Raw genomic sequence first — 19,403 nt, forward strand, 5'->3', positions numbered from 1 at the left:
GACGGCGATCCGGCTATCCCTGCCCTGCTCCGCAGGAGTCCGATTCCTCCCCGGCCTGAAGGCCGGGGCATCCTCGGAGGAACCCGGTGAACCGGGGCGCGTGCGGCTCACCGCGGCCGGCCGTGCGCTGCTGCCGGCCGCCCGGCAGGCCCTGGCCGGGCTCGCCGACGGGCTGGCCGCGGCGCGGGCCGTGGGCAGCGGCCGGTCCGGGCGGTTGCGGATCGGCTTCGCCGCCTCGCTGGCCCTGACCGTCCTGCCCGGCTTGCTACGCGACTTCCGGCAGCGGTTCCCCGACGCGCATCTCGACATCCGCGAGATGACCACCGCGCCGCAGCTCGACGCCCTGCGCGACAGGACCATCGACATCGGCCTGCTGCGGGAGCCCCCGGCCGACGTGTCCGAGCTGGGCTTCAGGACCGTACTCAGCGAGCCGTTCGTGGCCGTGCTGCCGGCCGCCCACCCCCTGGCCGCCCGACGGACGGTGCCGCTCGCGGAGCTGGCGGGCGAGCCGTTCGTCCTGCTGCCGCGCGCCGTCGGCCCGCAGCTGTACGACCGGATCACCGGCCTGTGCGAGGAGGCGGGCTTCACGCCCCGGATCTCGCAGCACGCGGTGGAGTGGCAGACGGTGTGCGCCCTGGTGGAGACGGGGCTGGGAGTGTCCGTGGCGCCCGCGAGCATCCGTCGGGTCCGGCTCAAGGGCGTGGCCTTCCGCCGGATCGTTCCCGGCACGGCTCGCACGCGGGTCGCCGTCGCCTGGCGCGGAAACGACCGCAATCCCCTGATCGCCCGGCTGCTGGAGACGATCGGTCACAGCCCGCGCCCCACGCCGTGAGCACGCACGCGTGCCGTCAGCGCTCCGGCCGCACCGGATGCCTGCTCATGATCGAGACCCGGTTGAAGGCGTTGATGGTCACGGCCACCCAGGTCACCGCCGCTATCTGGTCGTCGGTGAGCACGTCCCGCGCCGCCGCGTAGGCGGCGTCCTGCGCGGCGGCGTCCGCGGCAGCGGTGGTCGCCTCGGCCAGCGCCAGGGCGGCCCGCTCGGCCGGCGTGAACAGCTCGGTGTCACGCCAGGCGGCGAGCACGCCCAGGCGGTCCGGGGTGTCGCCGGCCCGCAGTGCGGCGCGGGTGTGCACGTGCAGGCAGTAGGCGCAGCCGTTGATCTGGGACACCCGGAGGTTGACCAGCTCCACCAGGGTGCGGTCCAGGCCCGCCTCGGCCGCGGTCGTCCGGACCGCCTCGGATGTCTGCACCAGCGCGTGATACGCCTTGGGGCTCTGCTTGTCGATGAAGATCCGCCGCGTGGCGCCGGCCGTGACGGGACTGCTCAACTGGACTCCTCCGACTGCGGTGGCCAACCATCCATAGATGTTGAATTATAAACTACCACGTGTGGGCGGCCGGCTTCCGCGGTACGTCACCGCCCGCTCGCCCTCTCCTTCACGCCACCGGCGGCCGCTGCGCCGCCACGGCCGTCCGCCCGACAAGGAACGACGCCCATGCCCGCCTCTCTCGCCTCCCACGTGGAGTCATGGCATCCGCAACCGGTGACCGACGAGGACGCGCTGCCGCCGGCCCCGGCGGCAGCCCTGTCGGCTCTGCTGGACCTCCCCGGTCCCGCCGCCGGGCCAGGGGACCCCCTGCCGCCCCTGTGGCAGTGGCTGTACTTCCTGCACTGGGCGCCCCAGCAGGCCCTCGGCCCCGACGGACATCCGCGCGACGCCCGTTTTCTGCCGCCCATCCCCGCCGTCGGCGCATGTTCGCCGGCGGACGCTGCGAGATCGCCGCGCCGCTGCGCCTGGGCGAGCCCGCCGAGCGCGTCAGCAGCCTGGCCGCGGTCACACCCAAGCAGGGCCGCAGCGGCGAGTTGCTGTTCGTGACAGAACGTCATGAGTTCGGGCAGGGCGGCCGGCTCTGTCTGGTCGAGGAACAGGACATCGTCTACCGTTCGGGCGACGGCTCCGCGCCCCGGCACCCGGCCACGCTCGACGACTCGGCCCTACCGGAGCCCGAGGGTCCGTGGCACCTGCGCCTGCAGCCGACCGAGACCCTGCTGTTCCGGTTCAGCGCGCTCACCGCCAACGCCCACCGCATCCACTACGACGCGCCGTACTGCGGTGACGTGGAGGGCTATCCCGGCCTCGTCGTCCACGGCCCGCTGCCGGCCCTGCTCATGCTGGAACCGGTACGCAGGAACGCCCCCGATCGGCAGGTGCGATCGCTGTCCTACCGCCTGCACCGGCCGGCCTTCGCAGGCGAGCACCTCCGGGCCGACGGCACGCCCTCCGGCGGCCGGGCGTCGCTGCGCATCGCCGGCCCCCGCGAGCCGCGGCACGCCACCGCCGAGGCGGCCTTCGCATGACCCACCCGGACGCCGACCCTGCCGCGCGGGCGCCCCGTGCGGCGTCCGCCCCGCCACGCCGTGCCGGAAATTGCCTCGCCGCCCGATGTCCGCTGTGCCAGGCTTGCCCGCGCAACCCTCTGTGACCTGTGACCAAGGAGCCGACCGATGCGCCGACAGTTCATGTCCCACACGAAAGGAACGGCCATCGACCTGAAGGACATGACGCTCTGTGCGCACCACGTCACACACGCTCAACCTGGGAATCCTGGCGCACGTCGACGCCGGTAAGACGAGCCTGACCGAGCGGCTGCTGTACGCGGCCGGGGTCATCGACGAGATCGGCAGCGTCGACGCGGGCAGTACCCGGACCGACAGCCTGGAGCTGGAACGCCGTCGCGGCATCACCATCAAGACTGCGGTCGCCAACTTCGTTCTCGGCAGCGGTGGTTCCGCCGTCTCCGTGAATCTTGTCGACACCCCTGGGCACCCGGACTTCATCGCCGAGGTCGAACGCGTCCTCGGCGTCCTGGACGGCGCGGTGCTCGTCGTCTCCGCCGTCGAGGGTGTGCAGCCGCAGACCCGGGTGCTGATGCGGACGCTGAAGCGGCTCGGCATCCCCACACTGCTGTTCATCAACAAGGCCGACCGGCGTGGTGCCGACGACGGCCGCGTCCTGCGCGAGATCGAGCGCAGGCTCGACGTGCCCGTGATCCCCATGGCGCGGATCGTCGGCGGTATCGGCACAGCCGAGGCGCGGGCCGTGGCCTTCGCTCCGGAGGACACCACCTTCACGCAGCGCCTCCTGGACACGCTCACCCTCCTCGACGACACCCTGCTCGGCGCATACGTCACCGACGCGCGCTCCGTCACCCACGAGCGGCTGCGTACCGCACTCGCCGCGCGGACCCGCGCCGGTCAGGTCCATCCCGTCTACGTCGGCTCGGCCATCACCGGCACCGGGATCGCCGAACTCATCGACGGCGTACGGGAGTTCTTGCCCGCCGGGTGCGGCGAGACCGAAGGGCCGCTGTCCGGGCGGGTGTTCAAGGTGGAGCGCGGCGAGAGCGGCGAGAAGATCGCGTACGCCCGGCTGTTCTCCGGCGAGCTCGGGGTCCGCGAGCGCGTCCCGGTCGCGGGGCGCGAGGGCAAGGTCACGGAGCTGGCCGTCTTCGACCGGGGTGCGGTGGAGCGGCGGATGTCGGTGCGGGCCGGTCAGATCGCGACGCTGCGCGGTCTCGCCGACGTCCGGATCGGGGACGCGATCGGCCGGGAGCCGGACGACCGCCCGTACCGGCATGTCTTCGCGCCGCCTTCGCTGGAGACCGTCGTGGTGCCCGCCGACCCGGCCGACAAGGGTGCCCTGCACCTGGCCCTGACCCAACTCGCCGAGCAGGACCCGCTGATCGGGCTGCGGCAAGATCCCGAGGGCCAGGAGCTTTCCGTCTCTCTGTACGGCGAGGTGCAAAAGGAGGTCCTCGCCACCACTCTGGCCGAGGAGTACGGGCTCGCGGTGGTGTTCCGGGAGACCACCCCGATCTGCGTGGAGCGCGTCACCGGGACCGGAGCGGCGTACGAGATCATCGACCACGGCGGGAATCCGTTCCTGGCCACCGTGGGGCTGCGGGTGGAGCCGGGCCCGGTCGGCGGAGGGGTCGTCTTCCGCCGGGAGGTCGAGCTCGGCTCGCTCCCGCTGGGCTACATGCGCGCCGTCGAGGAGACGGTGCACGCCACGCTGCGGCAGGGTCTGTACGGCTGGCAGGTGCCCGACTGCCTGGTGACGATGACCCATTCGGGCTTCTGCAGCATCCGCAGCACGGCCGGCGAGTTCCGCGGCCTGACCCCGCTGGTCCTGATGAGCGCGCTGCGCCGGGCCGGGACCCTCGTGCATGAGCCGGTGCACCGCTTCCGCCTGGAGTTCCCGCAGGACGCCTACGCGGCCGTGTCACCGGCCCTGGCGCGCCGCCGCGCCCTCACCGGCCCGCCCGTCGCGCTCGGGGACGTCTACGTGGTCGAGGGCCACGTGCCCGCGGACCAGGTGCACGGCCTGGAGGCCGAGCTGCCCGAACTCACCGGCGGCGAGGGCGTCCTGGAGACGGCCTTCGACCACCACCGCCCGGCGACGACCCCGCGGACCCGCAGCCGCACCGACCACAACCCCCTGCACCGCGAGGAATACCTCCTGCACGCGCACCGCAGGGTGTGAGTCGCCGGAGACCTGATCCGGTGCGGCCCGCCTCCGTTCGAGGGAATGCGAGGGTGCACCGGACAATCCCCCGACCGGTAAGGGGAGGAATACCTACATGACTGTTACCATCCAGGTCGACACGGCACGTCCCGTGGCGACGCTCATCAACGTCTTCACCGTCCCACTGGAGCGTCAGGACGAGCTCATCGCCCTGCTCGCGCGCGCCACCGAGGAGACGATGAGGCACCAACCCGGCTTCGTCTGCGCCAACTTCCACGCCTCCCTGGACGGCGAACGTGTGATCAACTACGCGCAGTGGGAGACCGAGGAGCACTACCGGGCGATGCTCGACAACCCCGAGGCCCGCGTCCACATGGACCAGGCGGCCGGGATCGCAACGGATGTTCAGCCGCGTCTGTTCCGGGTCCGGTCGACGCACTCCAGGGCGTGAGAGCCAGTGCCGCTGGGACGGGAAGGGGCGGGGCGGCCGGATTCGAACCGACGTCCTCCGAGATGCTGTCGCGGCGCACTACCTCTGTGCTACGACCCCGCCTTGCCGATGATCATACGCCAGGACCGGGCCGGGAGGGCCGCCGGGACGGCTCAGGCCGACGGGCTGATGAGCTCGTCGGCGACCCACCGGGCGACCCCGACCGGGTACGGCGACGGCAGTCCGAGCACGATGTGCCGGAAGCCGGCGTCGATCGCCTCGCCGATCCTGTCCCGGGTGCCGCCGGGCCCGTCGTAGGACACGGGCAGGTGGATCGAGCGGGTGACCGAGGCGGGGTCACGGCCGATCTCGGCGCAGTAGCGGTCCAGCAGGGCGCTGCGGCCGGCGATGTCTTTGATGTCACCGCCGCCGGGGATGTTCCACAGGTCGGCGTGCTCGGCGACCACGCGCAGTGTCGCGGACGAGCGGCCGCCGATGAGGATCGGCGGGTGGGGGCGCTGGACGGGTCTGGGGTTTCCGAACGCTCCGGTGAGGTGGTGATGGGTGCCGTGGAAGTCGAAGGGCTCGGCTTCCGTCCACAGCCGCCGGATCACCGTGCAGGCTTCGGCGAGGCTCGCCACGGCGTGCGCGGAGTCGTGGAAGGGCAGGCCGTGTGCCGCGTACTCGCGCCGGGCCAGGGGATGGCCGGGGCGTGAGCCGACGCCGATGCCGAGGTCGAGCCGCCCGCCGGAGACGATGTCGACGGTCGTGGCGATCTTGGCCAGCAGCGCGGGCGGCCTGAACCGGTTGCTGGTCACCAGCACGCCGATGCGCAGGCGGCGGGTGTGGGCGGCGAGGGCCGAGAGCAGCGTCCACCCCTCGAAAACCGGACCGTCCGGGTCGCCGAAGATCGGCATGAGGTGATCGAACAGCCAGGCGTGCTCGATCTGCGGGATCGCGTCCGCCTCACGCCAGACCCGCAGAAGGTCGTGGTAGTCGACCTGCGAGGGCGCGGTCATGATGCCGAAGCGCGGCCGGGATGGGTGCGGCATGAGTGGTTGGTCCTTCCACAAGGAAGCTGCCGGTACAGGACATGGCCGTGGTGGATGCGGCGCTCACCGGCGTCGCAGTGCGGGGTCGAGCAGCGCGGGCGGGGTGTCGTGCTTCTCCTCGGGAGCCAGGTCGACACCAGGTGCCACGATCGCGTCGATGGCGTCGAGCACGTCGGCGGACAGCACGGTGTCGGCGGCAGCGAGTTGGGCCTGCAGGTGGTCCGGCGTGCGGGGGCCGATGAGCGCGCTGGTCACCGCGGGGTGCGCGGTCACAAAACCGAGCGCGAGCTGGATCAGCGTGAGGCCGGCCTCGTCGGCGACCCGGGCCAGTTGCTCGACGGCTTCGAGCCTGGCCCGGTTCGCGGGAACGCTGATGTCGAAGCGTTGCGGCAGGAACGCCGAGCGGTTGGTCGTGATGTCCCGGCCGGCGCGGATCGCGCCCGACAGCCAGCCCGAGGCCAGCGGGCTCCACACCAGCACACCGAGCCCGTACTCCTCGGTCACGGGCAGCACATGGCTCTCGATACCGCGCTGCAGGACGGAGTAACTGGGCTGTTCGGTGACGTAACGGCTCAGGCGGTGCTCGCGGGCGGCCCACTGGGCCTGGACGATGCGGTACGCCGGGTAGGTAGAGGAGCCGAAGTAGCGTATCTTTCCCGCGCGTTGCAGGTCGGTCAGCGCCGACAGGGTCTCCTCGTCGCTGGTGTTCGGGTCCCACCGATGGATCTGATAGAGGTCGACGTGGTCGACGCCGAGGCGGCGCAGGCTGTCGTCCAGCGCGGTGACCAGCCAGCGGCGTGAACCGCCCCGGTGGTTGCGCTCGTCGCCCATGGGCATGGCGGCCTTCGTCGCCAGCACGATGTCGTCACGGCGGCCCGCGATGGCCTTGCCGACCATCCCCTCCGACTCGCCGTCGCCGTACATGTCGGCGGTGTCGACGAGGTTGATCCCGCCTTCGAGAGCGGCGTCGACGAGGGCGGTGGCCTCGTCCTGGGTGGTGCGTCCGATCCTGCCGAAGTTCATCGCGCCGAGCGCGAGAGAACTGACCTGCACGCCGGTGCGGCCCAAGGTGCGGTACTGCATGACCTGTCTCCTCACTGCGGGGGGAGCGTCGTGGAAAACCGATGACCAGAAGGGGGTGTGTCGCGGAAGCCGATTGCGGGAGGTGAAGCGTCGCGGCGATGGCACGGCCCGCCCTGGCCGACCCGGCTTGGCGGTCGGCCCGGCGCTCTGACACGATGAGCAAAGCGGAACACCGTTCCGGTAAAGACGATACGGAACACTGTTCCGTTTAGCAAGCACGCTGTGGAAGGAGCGGCGCTGTGAACGACAGCGGCGAAGGGCCGGGGCGCGCGGCGCGGCCCAGGCGGAGCGACGCCCGGCGCAACAAGGAGACACTGCTCGACGCGGCCGCGGCGGCCTTCGTCACGTCGGGCGTGGAGGCACCGGTACGCGACATCGCGGCGCGGGCAGGCGTCGGGGTGGGAACGATCTACCGCCACTTCCCGACGCGTGCGGATCTCATCATCGCCGTCTACCGGCACCAGGTGGACAGCCTGGCCGAGGCCGGTCCCGCACTGCTGGAGTCGAGTGCCACCGCCCATGGCGCACTCGGGCGGTGGATCGACCTCTTCGTCGACTTCCTGGTCACCAAGCACGGACTCGCCGCCGTGCTGAAGTCCGACAACGCCGGCTTCGACACACTGCACAGCTACTTCCTCGACCGGCTCGTCCCCGTCTGCACCGAGCTGCTCGACGCCGCGGCCGCCGCCGGCGAGATCCGCTCCGACCTGAACGCCTACGAACTCATGCGGGGTGTCGGCAACCTCTGCATCGGCGCGGAGAGCGACCCCCGGTACGACGCGCGCCGACTGGTGGCGTTCCTGATCCAAGGCCTGCGCGCCGAACACACCGACCACCGGCCCGGCAGGTGAGGGAGGCGGGCCCACGGCATGGCCCAGTGGCGTATTGTCGCCGCTCCCTCCAGCCCGCGTGTGCGGCATCCGTATGCTCCCGGCATGAAACTCTTCCGGTCACGTGGCCGAAACGATGCGGGAAAGACTCCGACATCCCCGTTGGCCCAGGCCATGAGCCTGTACAAGGTCGGGCGTTACGCCGAGGCGGAGGCCGAGGCCCGCGCCGTTGCCGAGGCCCGGTCGGTGCTGCGACTCGATTCCTACGGACCGCTGGCACTGAGCGTCGCCGCGCTCGCGATGAGCGCCCAGGGCCGCCATGCCGACGCCCTCGCCACCTACGACGAACTGCTGCCGGTGTTCGGCCGGGCCTTCGGCGCCGAGCACCCGCAGACGCTCAAACTCCGCTCGGACCGCGCGCAGACACTGCTCGCACTCGACCGGTATGCCGACTCCGAGGCGGAGTGCGCGGCCGTCGCCCGGATCGCCGGCCGTGGCGTGGGACCGGAGACGCCCCTCATAGCGGGGGCCGCCCGCAACGGGCTGGTCTTCGCCCTCAACAAGCAGGGCCGCCACGAGGAGGCCGAGGCGATAGCCCGCGAGACCCTCGCCGCCCACCGCGCACCGAGCCGGCTGTCACTGGTCCTCCACCTGGGCCTGACCCGCAGTCTCAACGGTCAGGGCCGCCACGAGGAGGCTCTTGCCGAGGCGGAGCGCGCCGGCGCGCTGTGCCGGAAACTGCCCGAGGACCTCTCGCGCACGGAGAACGGGGCCGTCGAACTGGCCGTCGCCACCGCGCTTTTGGGGCTGGGCCGCGCCGCCGAGGCCCGCACCCGGGCCATGGCCGCCCACGACACCTGCCGGGACGCGTTCGGCCCGGACCATCACCGCACCGTCGAGGCCCGGGCGCTGCTCGACCGCATCGACGGCATGTGACAGATCAGCCCCTACGGATACCCCGAGACGCAAGATCGGGGACTTCCCCCGATGTGCGGTAAGCCGACGTGCCGTCAGGCTTCATCCATGACGAATCATCTGCCGCCCGCACCTCGCAGGGGCACCCGGCGACGAGCGCTCGCCGCCTGCGCCGTCACCGCGCTCTTAACGCTGACCGCGGCTCTGCCCGCCGCCGCGGCCACCCGAAACTCCCCGGCCCCCGCGGCCCCGTGCCCGTCGTCCCCTCTCCCTCCCCGCCCCGGGCGGCAGGTTCCGGGTCGGGGAGGTGGACATGCACCTGGTCGACCGCTCACGGCCCGACCCCCGGCATTCCGGGCAGGGCCGGCGCGAGCTGATGGTCAGCGTGTACTACCCCGCGACGCACACGGCCGGTCGTCCGGCGGCCCCGTACATGCTGCCGGCGGCGGCCGCCCACTTCGACGCGGTCACGGCGAACGACTACCTCGGGCTGCACGTTCCGCCCGGCCGGGCGGACTGGGCCCGCACCGTCACCCACGTGACCCGGGGCGCTCCCGTGGCCGCCGGGCGGGGCGGGCGGCTTCCGGTGGTGCTCTATTCACCGGGACTGGGCGAACCGCGCACCTGGGGCACGACGTTGGCGGCCGATCTGGCCGGCCGGGGCTATGCGGTCGTCACCATCGACAACACCTACGAGTCGCCCGAGGTCCAGTTCCCGGACGGCTCGCTCGCCACGATGCCGCCGCCCCCGAGCCCCGACGCGGCCGACGCATATGTGCGCAAGGCACTGTCGGTCCGCGTCACCGACACCGGCTTCGTCCTGGACCAGCTCCAGGCGCTGCACAGCGGCCGGAACCCCGACGCGGACGGACAGCCGCTGCCGAAGGGCCTGGCCGGGGCGCTGAATCCGGCCGAGGTGGGCATGTTCGGCCATTCCATGGGCGGTACGGCCGCCGCGCTGGCGATGGACGCCGACCACCGGATCACCGCGGGCATCGACATGGACGGCAACCTGACCAACATCGACGGTTCGCTCATGCCCGTCGCCCGACACGGACTCGACCGGCCGTTCCTGCTGCTGGGCAAGGACGGCGACACGGACACCGGCCCGGGCTGGCAGGCGTTCCGTGCCCACACCCCGGGGTGGAACCGTCAGCTCACGCTGCGCGGCTCCGAGCACGGCTCGTTCACCGACGCGGAGGCGCTCGTGCCCCGGCTGCGTCTACGGCCCTGCGAGCGGACCGACGACATCGGCACCATCGACCCTGCCACCGCGATACGCACCAACGAGGCGTACGTCTCCGCCTACTTCGATCACTGGCTGCGCGGCGGCAGCGGCCGGCTGCTCGCGGGGCCGTCCCCGAAGTACCCGGACATGGTGTTCGTGAAGTGACCGGGCCGCCTGCGAGAAGGCAGCGGGAGCGTCACAGGGGCTAACAGGAGGGAGGGGTGTAACGCGCCAGCTGATCCTTGATCCACGGGTCGAACACCGCCAGGCGGTGCCGGGCGGCGGGATCGAACATCGCCAGCTGACCGGCGACCCACGGGTCCATGCACGCAAGCCCGCGGTGGCGGTACTCGGCGTGGCCGGCGGGCCCCGGCGTGGCGCCGGCGGTGGTGTGTCCGGTGTCCTGTGGAGCAGCCGCCGCGGGGCTGCCTCCGACGAGGAGCGCGCCGGCGACCATCGCGGTGGCAGCGCCGGCGGCTCCCACGTTCCGTATCAGCTTCCTCATGGCCTTCTCCTTCCGGTGGAGCCGATGACTCCTCTGGCCGGTACGGGCGTCTACCCCGCAGGTCGCACCTCATTCGTCTCATGCCTCTCCCGGGTCCATGCCCGGGACGCGACGGGCCTCTCGCCGGTGCGCCGCCGGAAGCACCCGGTGGACACGCTCGCGCCGGCTGCAGGCTCGCGCTCTCGGCGTGAGGACTGTCCCGAGGGAAGGTTTCCGGCTGACTGCGGCCGGTCTTGCGAACGCCGACGAGATGTGTCCTGGGAGAGTTGTCGGGTCGCCGTGCGACCAGTGCGGCTGAGGGCGCTGTCCTGTCCGGGGGCGCGGGCTTATGGTGGGCCGTCACTTGCGTCCGCTCTGAGGGGAACTGATGGGGCCCGGGACCAGGATCGCGCGACACGCCGCCGTCTGTGCGGCAGCCCTTCTGCTCTGTGCCGGCCCCACCACGACGGTGTCCGCCGAGACGGCCACGGCGCCCGCCGACACCGCCACGGCCTCCGACGGCAGCGTCACGGCCGACCCCAACCCGCTGGCTGATCAGCTCGACGCCTACTGGACGCCGGCCCGCATGGAGGCCGCGCTGCCCGCCAACGCCCTCGAAGGCAGCGGCACCGGCACCGGCACCGATACGACGGCGACCGGTGCGTTCCCTGCCGTGGACGGCCCCCGGCCGGGCGAGTACATCCCGCCCAGCAGGAGCTTCGACGGCATCCCCCAGGCCGGCACCTTCTTCTGGGCGGACGGCACCGGTGCCGGCCGGACGTGCAGCGGCTCCGTCGTACGCAGCCCCGGTCGCGACCTGGTGCTGAGCGCCGGCCACTGCCTGAAGGGCTACGCGGGCACCTCGCCCAGGCGGCATCTGGCCTTCGTCCCGCAGTACCACGACAGCCTCAAGCCGTTCGGGATCTTCCCCGTGCGCACCAACGGCGTCTACGTTTCCCAGCAGTACTACGACCTGGGTGAACACGCGGGTGCCGCCTATGACTTCACCTTCGCGGTCACCGAGCCCAACCAGGAAGGAACACTCCTGGAGAACGCGGTCGGTGGAGTACGGCTGCTCACCGGGACCGGCTACTACCACGCCCCGGTACGGATGATCGGCTACCCGGCGGGGGCGGAGAAGCCGCTGGAGTGCTGGAGCCGGACCACCCGGTGGGACAGCGACGACCCGGCCGACCCGGGCACGTTCCCGCGCATCGCCTGCGACGCCTTCGTGGGCGGGACCAGCGGCGGCCCCATGCTCGTGCCCTGGCCCGGCGGATGGGCGGTCGTGGGAGTGATCGGCGGCTATCACACCGGCGGCAACACCCCTCAGGTCTCCTACAGCGCCTACTTCGGCACCGCCACCCGCTCCCTCTACCTAGCTGCGGTCACTGGGGCCCCACCGGCCGGTCCGCGGCCTGCGTCCGGCTCATAGGCGGGCGCAACCCCGTCAGAAACCGGTGCGCGCACGGCGAGCGCCATGGCCTCGTCATCATGGCAGCATAGTGACGAACATCACGCTAGTGATGTTCGTCACCCTATCGAGGGGGCGTGCACCATGGCTGTGTCAGAGACGGCGACCGGCCCCAAGACCCGGAAACCCGGGCTCCGGCGTGAGATCGGCTTCGTCGGCCTCATCTGGGCCTCGGAGGGGTCGATCATCGGGTCCGGGTGGCTGTTCGGTGCGCAGGGTGCCCTGGCGGCCGCCGGGCCGGCGGCGATCATCTCCTGGGCCATCGGCGGCCTCGCGATCCTGATCCTGGCGCTGGTGCACGCGGAGCTCGGCGGCATGTACCCGGTCTCGGGTGGCACCGCGCGCTTCCCGCACTACGCCTTCGGCGGCGCCGCCGGCGCGTCGTTCGGCTGGTTCTCCTGGCTGCAGGCGGCCACGGTGGCGCCCATCGAGGTGCTGGCGATGATCACATATGGCCAGCACTACTCCTGGGCGAGCGGCTGGGAGAAGGTCAAGGGCGGCGAGCATGTCCTGACCCCGGCCGGAATCGCCGTCGCGGTCGGACTGATGGCGGTCATCACGGCCATCAACTTCCTCAGCATCCGGCTGCTGGCGCGCACCAACAGCGCGGCGACGTGGTGGAAGGTCGGCGTCCCCCTGCTGACGATCTTCGTGTTCGCCATCGCCCAGTTCCACACGAGCAACTTCACCGCGGCCGACGGTTTCAGCCCCTACGGGGCCAAGGGCATCCTGTCCGCCGTCTCCACCAGCGGCATCATCTTCGCGTTGCTGGGCTTCGAGCAGGCCGACCAGCTCGCCGGCGAGAGCGCCAACCCCAAGCGGGACATCCCGCGGGCGGTGATCGGGTCGATCCTGCTCGGCATCCTCATCTACATCCTGCTCCAGGTCACCTTCCTCGCCGCGCTGCCCGCCTCCCAGATCGGCCACCACTGGGCCGACTCCGCGTTCACCGCGCTGAGCGGGCCGTTCGCCCAGGTCGCCACGCTCATCAGCCTGGGCTGGCTGGCCACGGTCCTCTATCTCGACGCCGTGGTCTCCCCGGCCGGCACCGGTCTCATCTACATCACCGGCTCCTCCCGGGTGTCGTACGGCCTGAGCCGCAACGGTTACGTGCCGTCCGCGTTCGAGAACACCAACCGGCGCGGTGTCCCCTGGGTCGGTCTGATCACCGCCTTCGTGGTCGGCTGCATCTGCTTCCTGCCCTTCCCCAGCTGGCGTTCCCTGGTCGGCCTGATCACCAGCGCGAGCGTGCTGATGTACGCCGGTGCTCCGCTCTCCTTCGGGGTGTTCCGCAACCGGCTGCCCGACGCCCACCGCCCCTACCGGCTGCCGGGCGGCGGCGTGCTGTCTCCGCTCGCCTTCATCGTCGCCAACCTGCTGATCCTGTGGTCGGGTTGGACCACCGACTGGAAGCTCGGCGTCGCCATCCTGCTCGGCTACGTCATCCTGATCGCGAATCGGGTGTTCAAGATGAACCCCATCACTCCCCAGCTCGACCTGCGCGCCGCGCAATGGCTGCCGGTCTACCTGGTGGGCATGGGGCTCATCGTCTACCTCAGCGACTTCGGGCCGCTCCAGCACCCCTGGTTCCCGCTGTGGTGGGACATGGGCGTCACGGCCGCGTTCAGCCTCGTCATCTACTACTGGGCCATGGCGGTCGCCCTGCCCAGCGAACAGATCCAGGGACTGATCGACCAGGTCGTCGTGCCGGAGGAGGAGAACATCCACTGACACCCGACACGGCTTGACGCCGTAGCGGTCCAGGGGTGATCCGCTGTCAGCTCAGCCGGAACCTCTGGGCCGCCGAGCCGTTGCAGTCCCAGATCTGCAGCCGCGTCCCGTTGCCCGTCGCACCACCGGGAGAATCGAGGCACCGACCCGACTGCGGATTCAGCAGCGAACCATCACCCTGCTGCACCCACTTCTGCCCACCCACACCATCGCAGTCCCACAGCTCCACCTTCGTACCGTTCGCCGTCCCGTTGCCGACGATGTCCAGACACCGGCCCAGCGTGCCGAGGGAGCCGTCGGTGCGGTGGTACCAGTGCTGGTCGACCGCCCAGGACTGGCAGTCCCACAGCTGTACGGCCGCCCCGTCAGTGCCGGTGTCGTCGGCCGCCACGTCGACGCACGCGCCGCCAGGGCCCGCGATCAGAGCGCCCCCGTCGACCGAGAACTTCTGGGCCGCCGAGCCGTTGCAGTCCCAGATCTGCAGCCGCGTCCCGTTGCCCGTCGCACCACCGGGAGAGTCCAGGCACCGACCCGACTGCGGATTCAGCAGCGAACCATCACCCTGCTGCACCCACTTCTGCCCACCCACACCATCGCAGTCCCACAGCTCCACCTTCGTACCGTTCGCCGTCCCGTTGCCGACGATGTCCAGACACCGGCCCAGCGTGCGCAGGGTTCCGTCGGCGTAGTGGGTCCAGTGCTGGTCCTCCGCGTACGACTGGCAGTCCCACAGCTGTACGGCCGCCCCGTCAGTGCCGGTGTCGTCGGCCGCCACGTCGACGCACGCGCCGCCGGGGCCGGTGATGGTGCCCTGAGGGCCGTTGGGGACGTTCGTCTCACCGGAGTAGCCGACGGAGACGATGTTCGCCTGGACGGCGTTCTCGGCGGCGTCGGTCGGGTAGCCGGAGACCATCACGCCCTCGAAGAACGTGCCCATGTTCCAGTTGCTGTTGTCGCCGCCCGTGCCGAGGATGATGCCGCCCTCCTGGTGCATGGGCTGATAGCCGCCGCGCGTGGGCAGGGCGCCATCCCACCAGGTGGTGAGCCCGCCCGACTGCGCGTCGCCGCCCTTGAGCGCGTACCGCGTCTGCCCGTTGTTCTTCAGCACGGCGGTGACGAAGGTGCTGCCGTTGCCCAGGTTGGCGGTGTTGGAGCCGTTGTCGCCCTGGAACATGCCGTTCTCCAGGTCGGCCTCGACCCAGGGTCCGGAGCCGGTGCAGGGTGCGAAGTAGCAGGTGGTCGCGAGGCTCACGGCGTCCATGTGGCCGTTGCCGGTGTCGGCCGGTGTGCTCTCGGCGTTGCCGTAGTCGAAGCAGCAGGCGGAGCCGACGTGGGTGCCGCTGGCCACCATGTAGGCACCCTCCGGTTGTCCGTTCACGGCGACACCGGAGGCGGCGCCTGTGTACCGGTAGCCGACTCCGGGCGAGATCCACACGCCGTACACCTTGTGGCCGCCGGCGGTGACGGCGATCTCTGAGGCGTCCGCGCCCCGGTCCGCGCCCATGCCGGAGGTGCCCGCCGGGCCCGGGGTGAGGTCGTTGTGCCGGGAGGTCTGGTCGTAGATCTTCGTGATGGCGCACGTGGTGTCCGCGCAGAACCTGTCCTGCCCTCCGGCGTCGGCGTAACCGCCCGGGGACAGCGGCCCGATGTCGGTGCCGGCCCCGTCAAAGGCGCGGGTGACCCGGTACAGCGGGCCGTCGTAGGAGGCGAAGAGCGCGCGCACCGTGCTGTGCGCGGCGACGCAGGGAGTGCCGGCGGCGCCGTAGACGTCACAGGGCAGCGAACCCGCGGCCTGTGACAGTCCGGGCAGGCCGAGCAACGCGCCGAGGACGAGGCCGACGACGGCCAGGAGCGACGCGAGTGATCTGGGGCTTCCGCGCATGCTGGGCTCCTCGATGGGGGGTGATGGGGGGCTGGGAGCAGTCGAGTTGGAGCGCCGGAGCGGCCGTTGCGGAACGTACGCACGGTGGTGGTTGCCGTCAAGATTTGTTGCTTTGGCCTTATGAAAAGTTTTGGACTTGGGCCAAGGTGGCGGACATTCGACCAATGTGACGCTCTGTCAGGCGAACGGCTGGTTCTGTACCGCGCGTCCTTGACAGCCGGGACTGAAGGGGCAACCTTCGGGACAACGTTGTCGAAGGGACATGGTCACGATGGTGCCGTTCCGCCTTCTGTCCGTGCTGGCCACCGGCGCCCTGGTTCTGGGTGCCGTCTCCGCCCCCGTCCACGCCGCTCCCGTCACCCTCGCGCCGGTCGCCGATCCGGCCTCGCTCGTGAACCCGTTCATCGGGACCTCGCACGCCGCCGACGACTTCCCGGGGGCCGACACCCCGTTCGGGATGGTCCAGTGGAGCCCCGACACCAGCCCGCACCGGCCGGACGGTGGCGGCTACGAGTACGCCGACTCGGCCATCACCGGATTCGGCCTCACCCACATCGCGGGACCGGGCTGCCGGGCCGCCGGCGACATCCCGGTGCTGCCGACCGTCGGCGCCGTCGACACGCGCGCCACGGACGGCTTCTCGCACGCCCACGAGTCCGCGACGCCCGGCTCGTACACGGTGTCGCTGGACAACGGCGTCAAGACGGAACTGACCGCCACGACCCGCAGCGGCATGGCCCGCTTCACCTTCCCGTCCACCCGTCAGGCGAACCTGCTGTTCAAGCTGACGAGCAGCGAGAACGGCGACAGCGCCGCCGAGTTCGACCTGGTGAACGACACAGAGGTCAGAGGCAAGGTCACCAGCGGCAACTTCTGCGGCGAGGGCAACTCCTACACCGTCTACTACGACATGGTCTTCGACCAGCCGTTCCGTCGCAGCGGCACCGCCCTGGCCGCCGCCACACCCACCACTCCCAGGACCCACGCCTCCCCCAGCGCTCCCGAGGAGCCGAACGAGCCCACGCTGCACGGCAGCGTGTCCCGTACGCCCCACGCCTTCGCTCCCCGGGCGAGCGGCTCCGACGGCTACGTCACGTTCGACACCACCACCGACCGGACCGTTCAGGCCAAGGTGGGCATCTCCTATGTGTCGGCCGCTGGCGCCGTGGGCAACCGGCAGGTTGAGAACGGCGGTTGGGACCTGGCCAAGGTGCGCGGCGCGGCACACGACGCCTGGAAGTCCCTGCTGGGACGGGTGCGGATCGCCGGCGGGACGCCCGCCCGGCAGACAATCTTCTACACCGCGCTGTATCACGCGCTGCTGCATCCGAACGTGATCAGTGACACCAACCGCCGCTATCCCGGCTTCGATGGCAAGGTCCACACCGTCGACCCCGGCCACGGCGGCGCCTACGCCAACTACTCGGGCTGGGACGTCTACCGCTCGCAGGCCCAGCTGGAGGCCCTGGTCGCGCCGCAGACCGCCTCGGACACCGCTCAGTCGATGGTCGACGACTACCGCCAGACCGGCCTGTTCCCCAAGTGGTCGGAGAACAACGGCGAGACCCATGTCATGGTCGGCGATCCGGCGGACGAGATGATCGCCGACTACTACGCCTTCGGCGCCAGGAACTTCGACACCGCCACCGCGCTCAAGGGCATGATCGCGGAGGCCACCGTCCCCAACGACAACCGGCCCGGGCTCGCCTACCTGGAGCAACTCGGCCGGCTGCCCAGCAACGGCAGGTACGGCTGCTGCAACTTCTACGGCGCCGGGTCCACCACGCTGGAGTACGACTCGGCCGACTTCGCCGTCTCGGCCTTCGCCGGTGCCCTCGGACACACCGCCGATCAGCACAGGTTCGCGGACCGGGCGCAGGACTGGCGGAACCTGTTCGATTTCGGCAGCGGTTTCATCCAACCCCGCGACGCCTCGGGCACCTGGACGGCCGGTTTCTCGCCGACGTCGGGGAAGAACTTCGTCGAGGGCGACTCCTGGCAGTACACGCCGATGGTGCCGTTCAACGTGCACGGGCTGGCGACCGCCATGGGCGGTGACGCGGCCATGGCCAAGTACCTGGACACGGACCTGTCCTCGCTGACCGGCGCCGGCGGATACACCGACCTGGGCAACGAACCCAGCCTCGACATCCCCTGGGAGTACGACTACATCGGCCGCCCGTACCGGACGCAGCAGGTCGTCCGGCAGGTCCAGGACCAGATCTGGACCGACAGCCCGTCCGGTCTTGCGGGCAACGACGACCTGGGCGAGATGAGCTCGTGGTACGTGTGGTCCGCCCTCGGCATGTACCCGGAGACCCCCGGCACCGCCGACCTGGCGCTGGGCAGCCCGCTCTTCAGCCAGGCGCTGATCACCCTGCCGTCCGGCCGCACCCTCACGATCAACGGCACGGGGGCGGCGGACGACGCGCCGTACGTCCAGTCCGCCGCCTGGAACGGCACGGCATGGAACGCCGCCCACGCGCCCGACGGCGCCCTCACCGGCGGCGGCACCCTCACCTACGTACTCGGCACCTCCCCCAACACGTCCTGGGCGTCGGACGCCTCCGCCGCCCCGCGCTCCTATCCGGGCGCGCCCGGCTACACGGGCGTCGGGACGTCCGGCGACACCGCCGCGGCCTCGGCCGACTTCGACGGCGCGGGCTACAGCTACTCCGCGCACGCCCTGGCCACCGCGGGAGTCACCCCCGGTGCGAAGCTCACGGTCAACGGGGTCACGTTCACCTGGCCCGACGTGGCGTCCGGCGCACGGGACAACTACGAGGCCAACGGGCAGACGGTACGGACGTCCGGCTCCGGCAGCATCTCCTTCCTGGGGGCCGCCAACAACGGCCCGGCGTCCGGCACCGCGACCGTCACCTACACCGACGGCACGACCCAGTCGGTCGCCCTCGGCCTCTCCGACTGGACGCTGAGCGCGGGCGCCGCCTCACCGCTCGCCGACAACACCGTCGCGGTGACCCTGCCCTACCGCAACCATGCGGGCACCGCGTCGGACAGCACGCAGACGTATGTGTTCGCCACGACGCCGGTGGCCCTGAGCGCGGGCAAGACGGTCAGCAGCGTGCGCCTGCCGTCCGATGTCGCCGCCGGGGGACTGCACGTCTTCGCCATCGGCTTCGGCGCCTAGAGCGCCGGGCGGTCTCCGGTGCGGGCGGAGCGGGCGAGCTCCCGCGCCCGCTCCACCCGGCTCAGCACGCGCGAGCGTCTGCCGGGCCACCAGGCGATGTCGGCGAGCAGGAGCGCGACCACCAGCCATGACACGACGAGCACGCCGGTCGGCGCCGTCAAGCTGTCGTACACGGCGAGCACGATCGCAAGGGCGGTCACGAGGAGGACCAGCGGGCGGCGCAGCCGGTCCTCCTCGGCGACTCGGCACAGGCCGTCGGCGTACTCGACGACCGCGGGCGCCAGCGCGGGGTCGTCGATGGCCTCGCCGCGCCGGGTGGCACGCACCACCGCCGCGCGGTCGGAGGCGTTCATGTCCTGGGCCCCTGGCCATGCTCTGCCCATGCGCCGTGCCGACCGGATGCCGTGGAACGGACTCAGGATCAGAAAGACGACGGCCGCGCCGACCCACGAGCCCGACTCCACGAGGACGAAGGCGGCGAAGAAAGCGCCTGCGGGGAGCCCGGTGCCCAGTGCCCTGCGCACCGGGCTCCCCTGCCACAGCCGGCCTGGAACCAGGATCACCCGCCCAGGGTGACGATCACCGATCGTGGACGCAATCACCGACCGCGCATG

At 71.2% G+C, this 19,403-nt stretch carries 16 protein-coding genes and 1 tRNA gene; 10 read left to right on the forward strand and 7 right to left on the reverse strand.

The window, feature by feature from the left end; translation table 11 throughout:
* Nucleotides 1–832, forward strand: an 832-nt coding sequence (locus ACIBJF_RS38645; RefSeq protein WP_399181073.1) for a LysR family substrate-binding domain-containing protein, incomplete at its 5' end; no start/stop codon positions are given.
* 16 nt (nucleotides 833–848) lie between these two features.
* On the opposite strand, the gene ACIBJF_RS38650 is transcribed toward ACIBJF_RS38645, so the two are convergent.
* Nucleotides 849–1,331, reverse strand: coding sequence for a carboxymuconolactone decarboxylase family protein (locus tag ACIBJF_RS38650; protein ID WP_399181074.1), 483 nt, complete (start codon nucleotides 1,329–1,331; stop codon nucleotides 849–851).
* A 425-nt stretch (nucleotides 1,332–1,756) separates the two neighbouring features.
* Between ACIBJF_RS38650 and ACIBJF_RS38655 the strand changes: the two genes are divergently transcribed.
* The 3 genes from ACIBJF_RS38655 (at nucleotide 1,757) to ACIBJF_RS38665 (ending at nucleotide 4,980) form a co-directional block, all read left to right on the forward strand.
* Nucleotides 1,757–2,362, forward strand: a complete 606-nt coding sequence (locus ACIBJF_RS38655) for a hypothetical protein (protein WP_399181076.1) — start codon at nucleotides 1,757–1,759, stop codon at nucleotides 2,360–2,362.
* A 211-nt stretch (nucleotides 2,363–2,573) separates the two neighbouring features.
* The gene (locus ACIBJF_RS38660; RefSeq protein ID WP_399181078.1) at nucleotides 2,574–4,547 is read left to right on the forward strand and encodes a GTP-binding protein; all 1,974 of its coding nucleotides are present in this window, start codon (nucleotides 2,574–2,576) and stop codon (nucleotides 4,545–4,547) included.
* A gap of 97 nt (nucleotides 4,548–4,644) precedes the next feature.
* Nucleotides 4,645–4,980 carry an antibiotic biosynthesis monooxygenase family protein gene (locus ACIBJF_RS38665; protein WP_399181080.1) on the forward strand — a complete coding sequence of 112 codons (336 nt, stop codon included), beginning with the start codon at nucleotides 4,645–4,647 and terminating at the stop codon, nucleotides 4,978–4,980.
* A 26-nt stretch (nucleotides 4,981–5,006) separates the two neighbouring features.
* Here the strand turns inward: ACIBJF_RS38665 and ACIBJF_RS38670 are convergent.
* From ACIBJF_RS38670 to ACIBJF_RS38680, 3 genes are all read right to left on the reverse strand, one after another.
* A tRNA-Leu gene (locus ACIBJF_RS38670) sits at nucleotides 5,007–5,081 on the reverse strand.
* A gap of 51 nt (nucleotides 5,082–5,132) precedes the next feature.
* Nucleotides 5,133–6,011, reverse strand: coding sequence for an LLM class flavin-dependent oxidoreductase (locus tag ACIBJF_RS38675; protein WP_399181082.1), 879 nt, complete (start codon nucleotides 6,009–6,011; stop codon nucleotides 5,133–5,135).
* Between the two features lie 63 nt (nucleotides 6,012–6,074).
* Nucleotides 6,075–7,094, reverse strand: a complete 1,020-nt coding sequence (locus ACIBJF_RS38680; protein WP_399181083.1) for an aldo/keto reductase — start codon at nucleotides 7,092–7,094, stop codon at nucleotides 6,075–6,077.
* A 239-nt stretch (nucleotides 7,095–7,333) separates the two neighbouring features.
* On the opposite strand from ACIBJF_RS38680, the gene ACIBJF_RS38685 reads away from it, so the two are divergent.
* The 3 genes from ACIBJF_RS38685 to ACIBJF_RS38695 all read left to right on the forward strand — a co-directional run bounded on the left by ACIBJF_RS38685 (nucleotide 7,334) and on the right by ACIBJF_RS38695 (nucleotide 10,232).
* Complete coding sequence (locus tag ACIBJF_RS38685) at nucleotides 7,334–7,945, forward strand: TetR/AcrR family transcriptional regulator (protein WP_399181085.1); 612 nt, start codon at nucleotides 7,334–7,336, stop codon at nucleotides 7,943–7,945.
* 153 nt (nucleotides 7,946–8,098) lie between these two features.
* Entirely contained in the window at nucleotides 8,099–8,860 is a 762-nt protein-coding gene (locus ACIBJF_RS38690) for a tetratricopeptide repeat protein (protein WP_399181087.1), read from the forward strand.
* A 292-nt stretch (nucleotides 8,861–9,152) separates the two neighbouring features.
* Nucleotides 9,153–10,232, forward strand: a complete 1,080-nt coding sequence (locus ACIBJF_RS38695) for an alpha/beta hydrolase family protein (RefSeq protein WP_399181088.1) — start codon at nucleotides 9,153–9,155, stop codon at nucleotides 10,230–10,232.
* A gap of 40 nt (nucleotides 10,233–10,272) precedes the next feature.
* Here the strand turns inward: ACIBJF_RS38695 and ACIBJF_RS38700 are convergent, their stop codons facing one another.
* Nucleotides 10,273–10,572 (reverse strand): hypothetical protein, encoded by a 300-nt coding sequence (locus ACIBJF_RS38700; protein WP_399181090.1) that lies wholly within the window; start codon nucleotides 10,570–10,572, stop codon nucleotides 10,273–10,275.
* Between the two features lie 367 nt (nucleotides 10,573–10,939).
* Here ACIBJF_RS38700 and ACIBJF_RS38705 point away from each other — a divergent pair, with 367 nt between their 5' ends.
* Together ACIBJF_RS38705 and ACIBJF_RS38710 are read left to right on the forward strand one after the other, a co-directional pair.
* Complete coding sequence (locus tag ACIBJF_RS38705; RefSeq protein WP_399181092.1) at nucleotides 10,940–11,986, forward strand: trypsin-like serine peptidase; 1,047 nt, start codon at nucleotides 10,940–10,942, stop codon at nucleotides 11,984–11,986.
* A 123-nt stretch (nucleotides 11,987–12,109) separates the two neighbouring features.
* Complete coding sequence (locus ACIBJF_RS38710) at nucleotides 12,110–13,756, forward strand: APC family permease (protein ID WP_399181094.1); 1,647 nt, start codon at nucleotides 12,110–12,112, stop codon at nucleotides 13,754–13,756.
* Between the two features lie 46 nt (nucleotides 13,757–13,802).
* On the opposite strand, the gene ACIBJF_RS38715 is transcribed toward ACIBJF_RS38710, so the two are convergent.
* Nucleotides 13,803–15,638, reverse strand: coding sequence for an arabinofuranosidase catalytic domain-containing protein (locus ACIBJF_RS38715; protein WP_399181095.1), 1,836 nt, complete (start codon nucleotides 15,636–15,638; stop codon nucleotides 13,803–13,805).
* 262 nt (nucleotides 15,639–15,900) lie between these two features.
* Here ACIBJF_RS38715 and ACIBJF_RS38720 point away from each other — a divergent pair, with 262 nt between their 5' ends.
* Complete coding sequence (locus tag ACIBJF_RS38720) at nucleotides 15,901–18,789, forward strand: lectin (protein WP_399181097.1); 2,889 nt, start codon at nucleotides 15,901–15,903, stop codon at nucleotides 18,787–18,789.
* On the opposite strand, the gene ACIBJF_RS38725 is transcribed toward ACIBJF_RS38720, so the two are convergent.
* On the reverse strand, nucleotides 18,786–19,352 hold the full coding sequence (locus ACIBJF_RS38725) for a hypothetical protein (protein ID WP_399181099.1): 567 nt from the start codon (nucleotides 19,350–19,352) through the stop codon (nucleotides 18,786–18,788). The two genes, ACIBJF_RS38720 and ACIBJF_RS38725, sit on opposite strands and share 4 nt — an antisense overlap.
* Nucleotides 19,353–19,403 lie beyond the last annotated feature (51 nt).

This window comes from Streptomyces sp. NPDC050743 (assembly GCF_044456925.1).
GTDB lineage: Bacteria > Actinomycetota > Actinomycetes > Streptomycetales > Streptomycetaceae > Streptomyces.

Coding starts and splice junctions, on each gene's coding strand:
- ACIBJF_RS38715 (WP_399181095.1), bottom strand. CDS start 15,638: ATGCGCGGAAGCCCCAGATCACTCGCGTCGCTCCTGGCCGTCGTCGGC.
- ACIBJF_RS38695 (WP_399181088.1), top strand. CDS start 9,153: ATGCACCTGGTCGACCGCTCACGGCCCGACCCCCGGCATTCCGGGCAG.
- ACIBJF_RS38690 (WP_399181087.1), top strand. CDS start 8,099: ATGAGCCTGTACAAGGTCGGGCGTTACGCCGAGGCGGAGGCCGAGGCC.
- ACIBJF_RS38655 (WP_399181076.1), top strand. CDS start 1,757: ATGTTCGCCGGCGGACGCTGCGAGATCGCCGCGCCGCTGCGCCTGGGC.
- ACIBJF_RS38700 (WP_399181090.1), bottom strand. CDS start 10,572: ATGAGGAAGCTGATACGGAACGTGGGAGCCGCCGGCGCTGCCACCGCG.
- ACIBJF_RS38665 (WP_399181080.1), top strand. CDS start 4,645: ATGACTGTTACCATCCAGGTCGACACGGCACGTCCCGTGGCGACGCTC.
- ACIBJF_RS38720 (WP_399181097.1), top strand. CDS start 15,901: ATGGTCACGATGGTGCCGTTCCGCCTTCTGTCCGTGCTGGCCACCGGC.
- ACIBJF_RS38675 (WP_399181082.1), bottom strand. CDS start 6,011: ATGCCGCACCCATCCCGGCCGCGCTTCGGCATCATGACCGCGCCCTCG.
- ACIBJF_RS38710 (WP_399181094.1), top strand. CDS start 12,110: ATGGCTGTGTCAGAGACGGCGACCGGCCCCAAGACCCGGAAACCCGGG.
- ACIBJF_RS38705 (WP_399181092.1), top strand. CDS start 10,940: ATGGGGCCCGGGACCAGGATCGCGCGACACGCCGCCGTCTGTGCGGCA.
- ACIBJF_RS38680 (WP_399181083.1), bottom strand. CDS start 7,094: ATGCAGTACCGCACCTTGGGCCGCACCGGCGTGCAGGTCAGTTCTCTC.